Raw genomic sequence first — 14,460 nt, forward strand, 5'->3', positions numbered from 1 at the left:
CACCCGCCCCGCCCATGGCCGACAGCAGCAGGCTCTCGGCCAGGAACTGGGTGCGGATCTGCCCCCGCGTGGCCCCCAGCGAGCGGCGCAGCCCGATCTCCGACCGCCGTTCCAGCACCGAGATGACCATGGTGTTCGCCACGCCAACCCCGCCGACGATCAGCGCCACGCCGCCCACGCCGAGCAGCAGCCCGGCCAGGGCCTGGCCGGTGGCCTGCTTGGCGGCCAGCGCGTCCGACGGGCGCGAGACGTCCACCTCGTTCGGCGCCTGCGGGTTGGCCGTGCCGGCCAGCACCTCGCGCACGACCTCCAGCTGCGCCTCCTCGACCCGCGTGTACAGCGTCGTCGGGTGGCCGTCGAAGTCGAGCACCCGCTCCGCCGCCGGCCAGCCGATCAGGGCCGCGCTGTCCAGCTCGTCGGCGAGCGCGACCGGGTCCAGGATGCCGACGACGGTGAACCGTTCGCCGCCGATGACCACCTGGGCGTCCGGGCCCGCCGCGGTGATGCCCAGGCGCTGGGCGGTGCTCGCGCCGAGCACCACCGCCGGGTAGCCGTGGGTGGCCGCGTTGAGCCAGGTGCCGCTGCGCACCGTGGCGCCCACCGATTCGAGCAGGTCGAGCCGGACGGCCTGGGTGGTGATGCCGCTGGTCTGGGCCGCCGGGATCTGCTCGCTGCGATACACCTTGGCCGCGGCGAGATCGGCCGACGCCGACACCGACTCCACCGGCCCGATCCGCTCGATCATCGCCTCGGCGTCCACCGGCATCTTGGCCTCCTCGCCCATGAGCGTCTGGCCGGAGGAGACGGTGAGCAGGTTGGTGCCCAGGGCCGACAGCTGCCGGTCCAGCTCCGCGCCGGACGACGACGAGATGCCGACCACGCCGATCATGGCCGCGATGCCGATGGCGATGCCCAGCGCCGACAGGAACGCCCGCAGCGGCCTGGTGCGCAGGCCGACCGCGCCGACCCGTAGCACGTCGCGGGGCCGCAGCCGGGCCGGGGCGAGTTCGGGCCACTCCGCGAGCTCGACGGCCTTCATCGGCCCGCTCCGGCCTGCCTGCGCGGCTCGGTCAAGGCCATGACCTCGTCGTCGAGCGTGGCCGCCGAGTCGGACACGATGGTGCCGTCGCGCATGCTCACCTGCCTGGGCAGGCCGGCCGCGATCTCCCGGTCGTGGGTGATGATGACGATGGTGGTGCCCGTCCCGTTCAGCTCGCGCAGCAGGTCCATCACGCCGGCGCCCGACACCGAGTCCAGTGCCCCGGTCGGCTCGTCGGCCAGCACCAGCGGCGGGTCACCGGCCACCGCCCTGGCGATGGCCACCCGCTGCCGCTCGCCGCCCGACAGCTCGTGCGGCTCGTGGTCGAGCCGGTGCGCCAGCCCGACCCGCTCCAGCGCGGCGGCCGCGCGGCGGCGGCGTTCGGCCAGGGCCAGGCCGGTGTAGAGCAGGCCGTCGGCCACGTTGTCCACGGCCGGCACCTTGGCGGCCAGGTGGAAGTGCTGGAACACGAACCCGATCCTGGTCGCGCGCAGCGCGGAGAGCCGGCCGTCCGACAGCGTGGAGATGTCGTAACCGTCGATGCGCACGGTTCCCGACGAGGGCCGGTCGAGCGTGCCGATGGTGTTCAGCATGGTCGACTTGCCCGACCCGGACGGCCCCACGATGGCCACCAGCTCGCCGCGGGCGATCTCCAGCGAGACCCCGTCGAGCGCCCTGACGCCACCGGGGTAGATCTTGCGCACGTCCGTCAGGGAGATCATTTCGGCATCCCCACGGTCATGCCGGCGCCCAGCCCGTCCCCGGTGATCTCCACCCGGCCGCCCGCGAACAGCCCGGTCTCGACCGCGACGTACCTGGTGGCGGCGCCCTCGACGACCTCCACGCCGAACCCGCCCTCGCGCAGCGCGACCAGCGCGGCGATCGGGACGGTCAGCACGTCCGCGCGCTTGGCGGCGGTGAAGGTCACGTCCACCGCGGCCTGGTCCAGCCCCTTGGCGGCCTTGGCGCTGCTGAGCGACACGATGGCCTCCAGCCTGGTCTCCGGGTCCTCGTTCTGGTTCTCGGCCGGCTCGATGACCGTGGTCACCTCGGTGACCTTGCCCTTGACGGTCTTGCCGCCGGGCAGCTCGACCGTCACCTTGACGCCCTCCTTGGCCATCCGCTGGTCCTCGGCGTCCAGGCGGACGGTGACGACCTTGGTGGTGCCGGTGTAGCCGAGCACCTGCTGCCCGGGCGTGGCGGGCTGCCCGGCCTGGGCCGCGACGCTGTCCACCCGGACCTTGCCCGGCGCGAACACGACCCGGCCGAGCTCGACCACGCCGGTCTCGTCCAGGCCGCGGTCCTCCTGCCACTCCTTGACCGCCGTGGCCGTGGCGTAGGTGTACTCGTCGTCCACGGTGAAGCCGTCGTAGCCGAGCTCGCTCAGGTTGCGCTCCAGCTGCCGCACGTCCCGGCCCTCTGCGCCGGTCCGCAGGTCGCGGTAGGCGGGGGTGGAGCCGTACATGAGGACGACCGGGTCGTTGTCCAGCCGGTACAGCGACCTGCCGCGGGTGATCACGTCGCCGTCGTCGGGGAGCCAGGTGATCGTGCCCGGTTTGCGGGTCATCGCGGTGATGCTCGGGCCGTAGCCGAGTTCGCCGTCGGCGTCCCTGGTGTCCTCCAGCGTCTGCTCGGCGATCCGCGTGGTGGCCGGCGGCAGCACGCTCTTCGGCCGGCTCTCGTCCCCGCCGCCGCCCAGCAGGCCGGCGCTGTTGACCGCGACCGCCGCCGCGCCGACCAGCGCCGCCGCGGCGAGCAGGCCGGCGGCCTTCCTCCCGCGGCGGCGCCGGCGCGGCCGCGCCTCGGCGCCCACCCGCGTGTCGTCGAGTGCGGGGGCACCCATCAAGAGCCTCCGCCGAAGTCGAACTGGCACTTCTTCTGCGCCTCGGGGAAGTCGGGGTCCTCGCCGACGTTCCTGTTGATGCGCATGCCGCCGTTCGGCTCGGGGTCGGGGAACTCCGCCACGCCGTTGTCGCGCATGCACTTGGCCAGCGCCCGCATCTTCTCGGCGTTCGCCGCCCCGCCCGGGCCGCCCTCGCCGGACGGCGCGTACTGCTTGCAGGCCTCCTGGGCCTTCTTCATCGTCTCTTCCTGGCCCGGCTTGCTCATGATCCGGATCCCCTTGCCGGGTACCGGGTCGTCCATCTCGATGCCGTTCTCGCGCATGCACTGCGCGAACTTCATCATCTTGTCCTGGTTGTTCAGGCTCGGCGCGGCACTCGCCGTGGCCTTGCCGGTGCCGCCGGCCGAGGCGACCTGCGATCCGCCGTCGCCGTCCGTGCCGCACGCGGTCAGGGCCACGGCGAGTGCCAGTGCGCCCAGTACCTGTCGTCGCATCGGTGTTCCCTCCATCGACCTGGTGTCGTACGAGGGGAGATGCAATACGCCGGGGTGTTTCCGCAGCGTTTCCTTTCGGACGACCTCCCTCTTTGCGGGCTTACCTCCACCAAATGCCGCCTCGACCACAATCGGGCAGGTAGGCCGGAGAAGGGCGGGCAATGCGGGTGCTGGTGGTGGAGGACGAGCGCATGCTCGCCGACGCGATCGCCGAGTGGCTGCGTGACGACACGCACGCGGTCGACCTCGCGCACGACGGCGAGGCCGCGCTGGAGCGGATCATGGTCAACGACTACGACGTGGTCGTCCTGGATCGCGACCTGCCGATCGTGCACGGCGACGACGTGTGCAGGGAACTGGTCGAGTCGGAGTCCGACGCGCGGGTGCTGATGCTCACCGCCGCCGCCCAGCTCGACGACCGGATCACCGGGCTGTCCCTGGGCGCCGACGACTACCTGGCCAAGCCGTTCGCGTTCCCCGAGCTGGCCGCGCGGGTGCTGGCGCTGGGCCGGCGCTCGCGTCCCGCCGTGCCGCCGGTGCTGCGCAGGGCCGGCATCACGCTGGACCCGGCGCGCAGGGAGGTGTTCAGGAACGGGCGGTTCGTGCCGCTGTCGAAGAAGGAGTTCGCGGTGCTGGCCGAGCTGATGCGGGCCGGCGGCGCGGTCGTCTCGGCCGAGCAACTGCTGGAGAAGGCCTGGGACGAGCACACCGACCCGTTCACCGGCGCCGTCCGGCTGACCATTCTCAAGCTGCGCCGCAAACTGGCCGACCCGCCGGTCGTCGAGACCGTGGCGGGCGTGGGCTACCGGATCACATGAGGCTCCGGCTGACGCTGGTCTACGGGGCGCTGTTCTTCGTGGCCGGGCTCGCTCTGCTGACGCTCACGTACGTGCTGTTCAACCAGCAGCTCCTCGGGACGTTCGAGGCCCGCTACGACGCCAAGCCCGGCATGAACAGAATGTTCGTGATCAGGAACAACGACGTCATGCTCACCGGCCCCGACGCGCTGCGCTGGGTGGAGACGCAGGAGGCGGAGCTGCGCGAGGCGGCCGTGTCCTCGCTGCTCGCCCAGGGCGCGGTCGCGCTGGTCGTGGTCGGCGCGCTGGCCGTGGCGCTGGGCTGGCTGATCGCCGGACGCATGCTCGCCCCGCTGCACCTGGTCACCGCGACGGCCCGCAGGATCGCGGCCGCCCCGATGGCCGAGCGCGGGCTGCACGAACGCATCGCGCTCAGCGGCAGGAAGGACGAGGTCCAGGACCTGGCCGACGCGTTCGACACGATGGTCGAGCGGCTGGACCACTCCTTCGACGGCCAGCGCAGATTCGTCGCGAACGCCTCGCACGAGCTGCGTACCCCGCTGACGCTCAACCGGGCGCTGGTCGAGCTGGCCATGCACAGGAAGACCGCCTCGGACGACGTCAAGCAGCTCGGCGAGAGCCTGCTGGAGATCAACACCAGGCACGAGCGGCTCATCTCCGGGCTGCTGCTGCTGGCCAGGTCCGAGCAGCCGATCGCGGAGCGTTCCCCGGTGGACCTGGCCGACGTGGTGACCCACGTGGTCGCCCAGACCGCCGTGGAGGCGGCGGAGTCGGGGATCATGGTGCACGAGAAGCCCGGCCCGGCCCCGACCAGCGGCGACGCGCTGCTGCTCGAACGGCTGGTGCACAACCTGGTGGAGAACGGCGTCCGGCACAACTCCGGAGACGACGGCTGGGTGCGGGTGGAGAGCCGGATCGTCTCCGGTGATCAGGTGGCGGTGGAGGTCAGCAACACCGGGCCGGTGGTGCCGCCGTACGACGTGCCGCTGTTGTTCCAGCCGTTCCACCGGCAGGGCGGCGAGCGCGCGGTGACCGGGCGCAGCGCGGGGCTCGGGCTGTCGATCGTCCGCTCGGTGGCGCTGGCGCACGGCGGCGACGTCACGGCGCGGCCGCGCGAGGGCGGCGGCCTGGTCGTGACGGCCGTGCTGCCCCGCGCCAGGGAGTAGCCGGTGCTGGATCTCACCGGCGGGACGAGAGAGAATCGCGGGGCACGCCCGAGAGGAGACGCCGCTGGAGATCGCCGATCCGCCGGTGGACGTGCAGACCTTCCGGGTGCCGCTGGAGCCGGCGTCCGGCGCGATCCCGCTGCCCGTCGCGCTCCGGGCCGTGCAGGGCATCCACGACCTGCTGCAGTACGCCGCGCGGACGGCCGAGAGCGGCCCGCGCCTGCTGTTCACCGACCGGCGCGGCAGAGACGTGGACGCCTTCCTGCGCCAGGTCGGCTTCGCCACCGCCGGGAACGACCCTGCCGAGCACCGTGGGGCCGAGATCAGCGGGGCCGAGACCGGCGCGGCCGGGTTCGGCGTGTTCCTGAGCCGGGTGCCCGTCGCGCCGCCGGGTCCCGAGCCGCTGTTCGGCGAGGCGTTGACCGGCCGCCGCGTGGTGACCGTGCTGCACGCCGCGCTCCGGGCCGCGCGTGAGGCCGCCGAGCGGGTGCTGGCGCACCGCGACCGGCTCGGCGTGTTCGACGACTACGTCGAGCAGGGCGTGTCGGCCAACCTGTGCGCGGCGCTGGCCGACGTGGGCGGCGGCCTGCGCCTGCACCGGCCGTTCGAGGTGTCCTTCCACTGGGCCGACAGCGCCCCCGCCGGGCCGCCCGACGAGACGGTCGCGTTCACCTCGCCCGTGGTGCGCGTGATCGCCAGGGCCGGGCGCGAGCTGCAGGCGCTGGCCCACTCCGGCCCGGCCACCATCACCGGGACGGTCGAGAGCCTGTGGCGCAAGGGCCTGCCGCCCCGGGTCAAGATCCAGGGCGAGCTGCGCACCTCGTCCGGGACGTACGAGCGGGCGGTGTGGGTCGCGGTCGGCGAGGCCGACTACCGGCGCGCCTTCCTGGCCCAGATCGAGCGCCGCGCCCTGCGGGTCGACGGCCGCCTGGTGCCCGGGCAGCGGCGACTCGAACTACGACCGGACGGCGGGCTGGAAGTGCTCCCCCGCTGACGTCACGGCACTCCCCCGCCCCTGGCGAACCGCTCGCTGACGGTGTGGAAGGCGGCCTTCGGATGCCAGGTGTAGCCGTCGCCGCCGGTCGGCAGGACCTTGACCAGGCCGTAGCCGGCCATGTCCAGGTCGTGGCGGGGATCGGGCGAGTGGTGGTAGGCGGGTTCGATGAACTCGTAGACGAAGGCGCCCTCGACCCGCGCCGCCTCGTACAGGTCGAGGAGTTCGGCCAGGTGGTCGGCCTGGACGCGCTCGTTCCTGACCGGCGGCCCCTTCAGCGTCGGGCGCGGCCCGCCGAGCTCCACCACCTCGTGGGCGAGCGGGCCGAGCTCGGCCGCGCCGTCGAAGGCGGCGCAGCCGAACTCGGAGATGACCAGCGGCTTGCCGTGCCGCTGGAAGGCGGCCAGCTCCTCCGCGTACGTCCCGGCGTTGTCGGCGGTCCGGTAGAGGTTGACGCAGACCAGGTCGAACGGGGTCCAGTCGACCTGTTCCCACGACCCCTGGGCGTAGGTGACCGGGCCGCCGAAGACGGACCTGACCACGGCGGCCGCCCGGCCGAGCAGCCGGTTCAGCCGCCGGGTGAACCACGGCGTCAGCGCGTAACCGGCCATGGTGCCCAGCCGGGCCATCCGCCGTTCGTAGCCGCGGCCCGGCACCACGCCGCGGGCGAAGATGCTCAGCTCGCAGCCCACGCTCAGCACCACGTGCCCGTGCCCGCGGCGCAGGTCCTCGGCCGCCCGCGCCGCCTCGGTGAGCCGGTCGAGCAGGTCGCGCGGGCGGCCGTCGACCAGGCGCGGCTGGAGCCACACGCGCAGCCCGGCCTCCGCCGCGATCGTCGCCGCCCGCACCAGGCGGTCGAGCGGGGTGCCGTAGATCGCGACGGAGTCGGCGTGCAGGTCGTTCCTGATCGTCAGCAGTTCCTCGCGCAGGCGTTCGTCGGTGAGACCGTCCCTGCTCAGCTCGCCCGCCGCGAAGTTCGTGCCGACGTCGTAGTTGACTCCCCTGATCGGCAGGGCCACCGGCTCAGTCCGCCCGGGTGAGGAAGACGATCCCCAGGTTGTGCCGCGCGGCGGCCTCGACCAGTTCCTCCCTGGTGGGTTCCCTGGGGACGGTCAGCACCATCCCGAGCTGCCCCATGCTCTCCAGGCCGTTCTCCCTGATCATCTTCTGCGCGATGTCGGCGAGCGCCTCGGGGTCGTTCTCCAGGCGTGCGGTCATGGTGCTGCGGACGCCGCGGTCGAACACCTCGATCTCCATCCCGCCGCGGAAGTTGGCCCGCCAGCCGGCGTCGGTGAAGACGCCCAGCCGACCGTTGATGTCCTGCTTCATCACCGGGATCTCGTAGAGCTTGCCGCTCTTGCGTCCGTGGAAGTGCAGGAGGATGAGGTTCTCCATCGACTTGGTGTACGCGCCCTTGCGGATCTCGTTGCGCACCATCGGGTTGAACAGGCGCATCCACATCCGCATGAACCAAGGGGTCGAGGTGATGATCACAGCCGGCTTGCGTCGTCTGCCCATGGATTTCATTGGACATCAAGAATGCGATATCCGTGCACATGTGACGGAGGAGCGGCCTTGGCGTAAGCCTTGGGCGCCGGCTGCGGGACCCGGCCCTTGCCGGGCGCGGGGGCCTGCGCGGCGGCCCGGCGCTCGGCTCCCTGCGCCCGGACCGACAGGCCGTGGGAGAAGACGTCCAGCGGATCGGCCTGGGCCTTGACCCGCTGCAGGCGCGGGTAGTTGTCCTTGTAGTACAGGGTGTGCCAGGCGGTGCCCGAGGTGTTGTGCGCGGGGTCGGCCAGGTCGAGGTCCGGGTAGTTGATGTAGGCGCCGTGCGGCGGCACGCCGCCCGACTCCGCGTAGACGTCGCGGTAGAGCGCGCGCACCCAGTCGAGCCACCTGTCGTCCTCGGCGGGGTCGTACCAGCCGACGTCGTAGAAGGCGATCATGGTGGACGACCGGTGCGGCAGCGCCGTGGCGTCGGGCGCCACCGAGTTGATCCGGCCGCCGTAGGCGAGGAGGTAGACGGCGCCGCCGTGGTACTCGGCGTCCTGGGTCAGGTACTTGAAGACCGTCGCGGTCTGAGCGGCGCTCCAGGGCTCGGGATGGTAGGCGGACTTCGACTTGAACCGGATGAAGTAACCGCCGCTGGCCTCCTGGTAGGCGGTGGACAGGCGCATCCACGGGCCCGTGCCGAAGAACTCGATCGCCGGTTCCGCCACGCCCTGGCTGAGCTCGTAGATGAGCTGCCCCATCAGGTCCTGCGCCCTGGGCACCCCGGCGTCCATGGACGCGGTCAGGTCGATCCTGCCGCTGCTGCGGTGGAACATGGTGAGCGCGGTGTCCATGCTGGCGTACGCCGGGTCCTTGCCGGGGCCCTGGTGCCAGCGGCCGTAGTTGTCGGCCAGGCGGGTGAAGGCCGCCTCGTCCAGGTCGGCCCAGTTCCAGTGCAGCTGGCACACCAGCAGCTCGGCCGGCGGCTTGGGGAGCTGGGCGGCGGGCTCGGCGTGGCGCTCGGCCTGCGGCGAGCGCATCAGGTAGCGGGTGACGATGCCGAAGTTCCCGCCGCCGCCGCCCGTGTGCGCCCACCAGAGGTCGTGCAGCCAGCCCTTGGAGTCGCGGGTGGCGACCACGGTCCTGGCCCGGCCTGAACGGTCGACCAGCACGACCTCGACGCCGTAGAGATGGTCGACGACCAGGCCGTGCTGACGGGACAGCGGGCCGTACCCGCCGCCCGCGATGTGCCCGCCGACGCCCACCGAGGGGCAGCCGCCGGCCGGGATCGTCACCCCCCACCCCAGATACAGGGAACGGTAGACCTTGCCCAGGTTCGCCCCGGCCTCGATGGCGAAGGCCCGGTGTCGGTGGTCGTAGTAGACCTCGTTCATCTCGGACAGGTCGATGACGACCTGCGCGGACGGGTCGTCCACGAAGTTCTCGAAGCAGTGGCCGCCGCTGCGCACCACGATCCGCTTGCCGGCGCGGAGCGCATCGTTGACGATCTTGACGATGTGCCTGGCCGAGTAGACGACGTGGTAGGTCTCCGGCCCGCCCAGGTAGCGGGCGTTGTATCCCCTGACCAGTAACTCCTGGTAGCGCGGGTCGTCGGGCCCGATGCTCGCCGCGTCGGGCGTGGGCGGGCAGTCGGCCGTGGCCTCGGCGGGGCTCTGCAGGGCCGTGGTCGCCACGGCGGCGCCGCCCATCACGGTCACTGCGCCGAGGAAGTTCCTTCGCGTTGCGCTGACCAACGTCAACACCGTACCTTTCCGGATTTTTCAGGTTGTGAGACTGGTTGCCGCCGTGACCAGCAGGCCCCTGCCGACGCCCCAGCGTCCGAGCAGCCCGCCCCGCGGCAGCCTGGCGGTGAAGACGCCGCCGTCGCGGTCGAGTGAGACGACCGCCTCGGTGAAGCCGAGCCATCGCCCGGTCCACGGTGACCAGGCCTTGTAGACGGCCTCTTTGACGCAGAAGAGCAGGCGGCCCCAGGCCACGCCCGGCTCGGCCCGGTCCAGCCGCTCGACCCAGGCCCGTTCCTCGGGCAGGGCGATCCCGTTCAGCACCCTGGGGGGAAGCGGCAGGTTGGGTTCCGCGTCCACGCCCAGGACTGGCACGTCCCGCTGCCAGGCCACCACGGCGGCCCGGTACCCGGCGCAGTGCGTGATGCTGCCGACCACCCCGTCCGGCCACCGCGGCGCGCCCGTGGACGTGCGCAGGACCGGCCCCGGCGGCAGGCCGAGCGCCGCCAGCGCCCGCCTGGCGCAGGCCCGGCCGTCGGCGAAGTCACGCCGGCGCCTGGGGCCCATCCCGGCCGTCAACGGCTCCTCCTCGGCCAGCGTGCCGCCCTCGCCCTCGCCCTCGCCCTCGGCGAACGCCTCGGCGCACGCGAAGGGTCCCGGCAGCAGGTCGGCGAGCACGTCAGGCCCAGCCGTCGTCGAAGGTGAGCAGCTCGGCGGCCGAGGCGGACACCAGGTCGGCCGCCGCGCGCACCTCACCGGCCAGCGGCCGGTCGTGCTCCAGCGGCGGCGAGAGCTCCGCCAGCCGCTGCCACAGCCCGGTGGCGGCGGCGCCCGTACGGCAGGTGAGCTGGGCGACGCCGACGGCCAGCGAACCGAGGGCCAGCCAGGCCAGCTCCACCGCCTCGGCGACCGACACCGCGCCGTTGAGCGCCATCGGCACGTGGTCCTGGTTGCCCCCGTTGGTGGGCAGCGCGGTGAGCGAGGCCGGGTAGACCAGCTGCCTGATCTTGGAGACGAACGAGGTGGCGCTGAGCTGCACCCCGGCCAGGCCGCTGCCGGCGCCGGGCCGCGGGGTCAGCATGGGCGGCAGTCCGCCGTTGGTCGCCGGCTCGCACAGCAGGGCGAGCTGCCGCTCGGCGAGGTAGGCCACCTGCTGCAGGCAGAGCCCGATCTGGTCGGAGGCCAGCCCCACCGGCATGGCGTGGAAGTTGCCGCCGTGCAGCAGCTCACCCTCGTAGCAGATCGGATTGTCGGTGCACCCGCCCGCCTCCCTGAGCAGGATCTCCTCGGTGGCGTGCAGCTGGTCCAGCACGGCGCCGAGCACCTGCGGCGCGCAGCGCAGGCTGTAGGGCTCCTGCAGCGGGCGGCCCAGGTCGCGGGCGTGTCCGCCGGGCAGGTCGGCGCGGATCCACCGGGCGACCGTCATCTGGCCGAGCTGTCCCCTGGCCTCGCCGATCCCGGCGTGGTACGCCTCAGGGCTGCACCCGAGCAGCACCGCGATCCTGGCGGTCAGCGTGCTCACCGCCCGCACCATGCGCAGCACGTGCTGGTGGTTCACGATGGTGAGGCCGAGGCTCGCGCTCGTGCCGTTGACGAAGGCCAGGGCCTCGCGGGCGGCCCACTCGATCGGCTCGGCCGCCAGCGCCTTGAGCGCCTGCTCGGCCGGCTGGACCTCCCACCGGCCCGTGTCGCCGCGCACCCAGGTTTCGCCCTTCCCGGCCAGGGCGAGCGCCGCGTGCGCCAGGGGCTGCAGGTCGCCGCTCGCGCTGACGGTGCCGTAGCGGGGGATCGCCGGGGTGAGACCGGCGTTCCACAGGTCCGCCAGTTGCTGCCAGAAGCCGGGCGAGACGGCGGAGTAGCCCTGCCGCATGCTTCTCAGCCGGAGGAAGAAGATCAGCCGGCAGACCTCGGGCGGCAGGGGCGCGCCCTGGCCGGAGCCGAGGTGGGCGATCAGTCCCGCGCCCTGCTCGACGGCCGACTCCGCGGCCGCGTAGGCGACCAGCGGGCCGAAGCCGCGCGTGACGCCGTAGACGGGGGCCTGGCCGTCGATCGCGCCGGCCAGCGTGGCGCGGCTCGCCTCCATCCGCTCGCGGTCCCGTTCGTCGCACGGATACAGGACGGCGTCCCAGCCCGCGCCGCTGACGAGCTCGGCGAGCCGCTCGTTCCGCGTGGAAACCAGTGTCATGTCATCCCCCCACTCGGCGGAGTTTTCCTGTCTCGGTCCGGTCGATGTGGCCGACCAGCCGGATGCCGCACGACCCCAGGCCGAGTCGCGAGACGGCCGCGCGCACGCCGGCCTCGGTGAGCCCGCTGCCCGGGTGCGCAACGACCAGGAGGGTCAGGGCCTCCCCGCTCAGCTCGGCGGACACCGGCTGGATGGCCAGGTCCGCGCAGTCGAGCACGGCCAGCGCCGCGTGCTCCAGCTCGTCCAGGGGGACGCGCCGGCCGTTGACCTTGGCGAGCCTGCCGCGCCGGCCGGCGAAGACGAAGCGGCGTTCGTCGAGTGGCCGGACGAAGTCGTCGGTGCGCCAGCTCTCCCGCGGCGGCTCCCCCGGCCGGGTGGCGATCCTGGGGCTGCGTATCTCCAGGCTCACCTCGTACTCGCCGGGCGTCACCGGGCCGGCGAACGTGACGTCGGGCAGCAGCTCCCACGGCCCGTCGCCCTCCCTGCGGGCGATGCCGCCCGCCTCCGTCGATCCGAACACCTCGACCAGGCGGGCCCGCCCCGCCCCCATCTCGCCGAGCGTCTCGGCCGCCGACGGGGGGAGCATGGCGGTGCTGTGCAGGATCGTGATGCGCTCGGCCGCGGCCACCCATTCCCGGTGCCGTCCCAGGATCGAGAAGGTCCAGGGCAGCGCGGTGACCGCCCAGGCGCCGCCCCGCTCGTCCGGCATCGCGCCGAAGTAGCGCGGCCGGTGCCAGGCGGGCACGCCGAGTATCGCGGGCACGAGCACCCCGGCCAGCGCGCCGTACAGGTGCCGGGGCGGCGCGAACGTCACCAGCGCCCGCGGGGCGTCCGGCCGCAGCAGCCCGGCCAGCAGGTGGGCCTCACGCCACAGCTGCTCCCTGGTGCGGCGCCAGGTCGTGGGCTGCCCCGTCGTGCCCGAGGTCCGCAGGTCGACGGTGTCGGGCAGGTGGCTCAGCACCAGGTCCTCGACGTCGCCGACCGCGTCCCAGCGCACGACCCAGGGGTGTTCCGCGACGTCGGCGGCCTCGAAGCCGGCGCTCAGCAGCTCGGCCGCGGGCATCTCGGCGTAGGTCAACGCTCCCCCGTCGCTCGCGCGGCGAAGTCGACCAGGTGCCCGACGGTGCTCATCCGGGCCAGATCGTCCTCGGGGATGTCGACGCCGATCTCCTCCTGCACGGCGAAGGCGATCTCCACGATGCACAGCGAGTCGAGTTCCAGGTCCCCGGCGAAGGTCTTGTCCGGGGTGACCTCTGCGGCGGGCACCCCGGACAGCTGCTCCACGATCGCGGCCACCCGCGGGAGCAGTTCCTGCTGATCGGTTGACGGTTTCATGGTGTCTCCCAAGCGAAGAGGGGTCAGTCCGGCCAGCGGCGGACGACCAGGACGGCGTTGTGGCCGCCGAAGCCGAAGGAGTTGCTGATCGCGACGTCCACCCGGTGTTCCTGGGCGGTGTGCCGGACGAGGTTGAGCCCGGTGTCCTCCGGGTCGTCGCAGTTGACGGTCGGGGGGACGATCCCGGTGAGCACGGTCTGCAGGGCGACCGCGGCCTCGACCGCGCCGGCCGCCCCGAGCATGTGCCCGGTCATGCTCTTGGTCGAGCTCACCGGCACGGTTTCGGCGCCGGCCCCGAACACGTGCCTGATCACCGCGATCTCGGCGCTGTCGTTGCGCGGGGTGCCGGTGCCGTGGGCGTTGACGTAGCCGACGGAGTCGGGGGTGACGCCGGCCTCGGCCAGCGCCGCCCGCATGGCCCGGGCGACGCCGGACCCGCCGGGGTCGGGCGCGGTGAGATGGTAGGCGTCGGTGGTGGCGCCGTACCCGGCGAGCTCCCCGTAGATCCTGGCGCCGCGCCGCTGGGCGTGCCCGGCCTCCTCCAGGACCAGCACGCCGGCGCCCTCGGCCATCACGAAGCCGTCCCTGGCCCGGTCGAACGGGCGGCTGGCCCGCTCCGGCTCGTCGTTCCTGCGCGAGAGCGCCTTGGCCCGGGCCGCCGCGGCCAGCTCCAGCCGGCTGATCGAGTCGCAGCCGCCGGCGAGCACGACGTCGGCGTCCCCGCGCTGGATCAGGCGCATGCCCTCGCCGACGCAGCTGGCCCCGGTGGCGCAGGCCGTCGCGATGGCGGCGGACGGTCCCTGCGCTCCGGTCAGCAGGGCGATCTCGGCCGCTGCGGTCACCACCCCGGTGGCGGTGAACGTGTACGGGCCGAGCCCGAGAAAGCCGCGCCGCCCGAGAGCGTCGGCCGCCTCCGTGGTGGGTCCCGACGTGCCGCAGACCGTTCCGACGACCACTCCTGACCGCTGCGGGTCAATGCTGAGTTTCGCGTCGTTCAATGCGGCCGTGGCCGCCGTCAGGGCCAGCTGAATATGCGGCTGCGCGCGTTTCGCGACCGCGGCCGGGAGATATTCCAGCGGATTGAAACCGGTCACCTGCCCGCCGATGGTCACGGGCAGCCCGGACACGTCGATATCGGCGAGTCGCTGAATTCCGCTGACCCCGCCGACCAGGCCGGCCCAGGTTTTCTGCCAGTCAAGGCCGAGCGGGGAGACCACTCCGATTCCCGTTACGACAATACGTCGCATGGATTACCTCATTGCGCGTCGGGAAAGTACGCAGGGAAGTGTGGTCATTTCACCGAGGGAAATCAAAGATTCAGGAACGCGCTGTCCCGCCAGCGAGACACCGTTG

At 72.8% G+C, this 14,460-nt stretch carries 15 protein-coding genes; 3 read left to right on the forward strand and 12 right to left on the reverse strand.

The genetic code is table 11. The features are described from left to right. From HII36_RS07250 to HII36_RS07265, 4 genes are all read right to left on the reverse strand, one after another. Positions 1-1,039 (reverse strand): ABC transporter permease (locus tag HII36_RS07250; protein WP_173522289.1); only part of this gene is annotated, 1,039 nt, incomplete at its 3' end. Further along, positions 1,036-1,761 (reverse strand): ABC transporter ATP-binding protein, encoded by a 726-nt coding sequence (locus HII36_RS07255; protein ID WP_173522290.1) that lies wholly within the window; start codon positions 1,759-1,761, stop codon positions 1,036-1,038. The genes HII36_RS07250 and HII36_RS07255, both read right to left, overlap by 4 nt. Further along, entirely contained in the window at positions 1,758-2,882 is a 1,125-nt protein-coding gene (locus tag HII36_RS07260) for a peptidoglycan-binding protein (RefSeq protein ID WP_173522291.1), read from the reverse strand. Before HII36_RS07260 ends, HII36_RS07255 begins: the two co-directional genes overlap by 4 nt. Next, positions 2,882-3,376, reverse strand: coding sequence for a hypothetical protein (locus HII36_RS07265; protein WP_173522292.1), 495 nt, complete (start codon positions 3,374-3,376; stop codon positions 2,882-2,884). Before HII36_RS07265 ends, HII36_RS07260 begins: the two co-directional genes overlap by 1 nt. A gap of 161 nt (positions 3,377-3,537) precedes the next feature. On the opposite strand from HII36_RS07265, the gene HII36_RS07270 reads away from it, so the two are divergent. The 3 genes from HII36_RS07270 (at position 3,538) to HII36_RS07280 (ending at position 6,354) form a co-directional block, all read left to right on the forward strand. Next, positions 3,538-4,194 (forward strand): response regulator transcription factor, encoded by a 657-nt coding sequence (locus HII36_RS07270; protein WP_173522293.1) that lies wholly within the window; start codon positions 3,538-3,540, stop codon positions 4,192-4,194. Continuing rightward, positions 4,191-5,360, forward strand: a complete 1,170-nt coding sequence (locus HII36_RS07275; protein ID WP_173522294.1) for a sensor histidine kinase — start codon at positions 4,191-4,193, stop codon at positions 5,358-5,360. Before HII36_RS07270 ends, HII36_RS07275 begins: the two co-directional genes overlap by 4 nt. Positions 5,361-5,445: 85 nt before the next feature. Next, entirely contained in the window at positions 5,446-6,354 is a 909-nt protein-coding gene (locus HII36_RS07280) for a hypothetical protein (protein WP_173522295.1), read from the forward strand. Positions 6,355-6,356: 2 nt separating this feature from the next. Here HII36_RS07280 and HII36_RS07285 read toward each other — a convergent pair whose 3' ends face one another. The 8 genes from HII36_RS07285 to HII36_RS07320 are packed head-to-tail and all read right to left on the reverse strand — an operon-like array spanning position 6,357 to position 14,354. Further along, positions 6,357-7,373: a hypothetical protein gene (locus HII36_RS07285; protein WP_173522296.1), complete on the reverse strand. Its 1,017-nt coding sequence runs from the start codon at positions 7,371-7,373 to the stop codon at positions 6,357-6,359. Between the two features lie 4 nt (positions 7,374-7,377). Beyond that, positions 7,378-7,872: a nitroreductase/quinone reductase family protein gene (locus tag HII36_RS07290; RefSeq protein WP_173522297.1), complete on the reverse strand. Its 495-nt coding sequence runs from the start codon at positions 7,870-7,872 to the stop codon at positions 7,378-7,380. Positions 7,873-7,877: 5 nt separating this feature from the next. Then, positions 7,878-9,599, reverse strand: a complete 1,722-nt coding sequence (locus HII36_RS07295) for an FAD-binding protein (protein ID WP_217369271.1) — start codon at positions 9,597-9,599, stop codon at positions 7,878-7,880. 27 nt (positions 9,600-9,626) lie between these two features. After that, positions 9,627-10,265 (reverse strand): 4'-phosphopantetheinyl transferase family protein, encoded by a 639-nt coding sequence (locus tag HII36_RS07300; protein WP_173522299.1) that lies wholly within the window; start codon positions 10,263-10,265, stop codon positions 9,627-9,629. Between the two features lies 1 nt (position 10,266). Further along, positions 10,267-11,772 carry an aromatic amino acid ammonia-lyase gene (locus tag HII36_RS07305; protein WP_173522300.1) on the reverse strand — a complete coding sequence of 502 codons (1,506 nt, stop codon included), beginning with the start codon at positions 11,770-11,772 and terminating at the stop codon, positions 10,267-10,269. 1 nt (position 11,773) lies between these two features. Beyond that, positions 11,774-12,850 (reverse strand): class I adenylate-forming enzyme family protein, encoded by a 1,077-nt coding sequence (locus tag HII36_RS07310; RefSeq protein ID WP_173522301.1) that lies wholly within the window; start codon positions 12,848-12,850, stop codon positions 11,774-11,776. Beyond that, the gene (locus HII36_RS07315; protein ID WP_173522302.1) at positions 12,847-13,107 is read right to left on the reverse strand and encodes an acyl carrier protein; all 261 of its coding nucleotides are present in this window, start codon (positions 13,105-13,107) and stop codon (positions 12,847-12,849) included. The genes HII36_RS07310 and HII36_RS07315 overlap by 4 nt, the downstream gene beginning before the upstream one ends. A gap of 23 nt (positions 13,108-13,130) precedes the next feature. Beyond that, positions 13,131-14,354, reverse strand: coding sequence for a beta-ketoacyl-[acyl-carrier-protein] synthase family protein (locus HII36_RS07320; protein WP_173522303.1), 1,224 nt, complete (start codon positions 14,352-14,354; stop codon positions 13,131-13,133). Positions 14,355-14,460 lie beyond the last annotated feature (106 nt).

Source organism: Nonomuraea antri (genome assembly GCF_013283785.1).
In the GTDB taxonomy this organism is placed as follows: domain Bacteria; phylum Actinomycetota; class Actinomycetes; order Streptosporangiales; family Streptosporangiaceae; genus Nonomuraea; species Nonomuraea antri.

Bases quoted from the DNA above. Each gene is read 5' to 3' on its own strand.
- HII36_RS07255 (WP_173522290.1), bottom strand. From the start codon at position 1,761: ATGATCTCCCTGACGGACGTGCGCAAGATCTACCCCGGTGGCGTCAGG.
- HII36_RS07260 (WP_173522291.1), bottom strand. From the start codon at position 2,882: ATGGGTGCCCCCGCACTCGACGACACGCGGGTGGGCGCCGAGGCGCGG.
- HII36_RS07265 (WP_173522292.1), bottom strand. From the start codon at position 3,376: ATGCGACGACAGGTACTGGGCGCACTGGCACTCGCCGTGGCCCTGACC.
- HII36_RS07270 (WP_173522293.1), top strand. From the start codon at position 3,538: ATGCGGGTGCTGGTGGTGGAGGACGAGCGCATGCTCGCCGACGCGATC.
- HII36_RS07275 (WP_173522294.1), top strand. From the start codon at position 4,191: ATGAGGCTCCGGCTGACGCTGGTCTACGGGGCGCTGTTCTTCGTGGCC.
- HII36_RS07290 (WP_173522297.1), bottom strand. From the start codon at position 7,872: ATGGGCAGACGACGCAAGCCGGCTGTGATCATCACCTCGACCCCTTGG.
- HII36_RS07305 (WP_173522300.1), bottom strand. From the start codon at position 11,772: ATGACACTGGTTTCCACGCGGAACGAGCGGCTCGCCGAGCTCGTCAGC.
- HII36_RS07315 (WP_173522302.1), bottom strand. From the start codon at position 13,107: ATGAAACCGTCAACCGATCAGCAGGAACTGCTCCCGCGGGTGGCCGCG.
- HII36_RS07320 (WP_173522303.1), bottom strand. From the start codon at position 14,354: ATGCGACGTATTGTCGTAACGGGAATCGGAGTGGTCTCCCCGCTCGGC.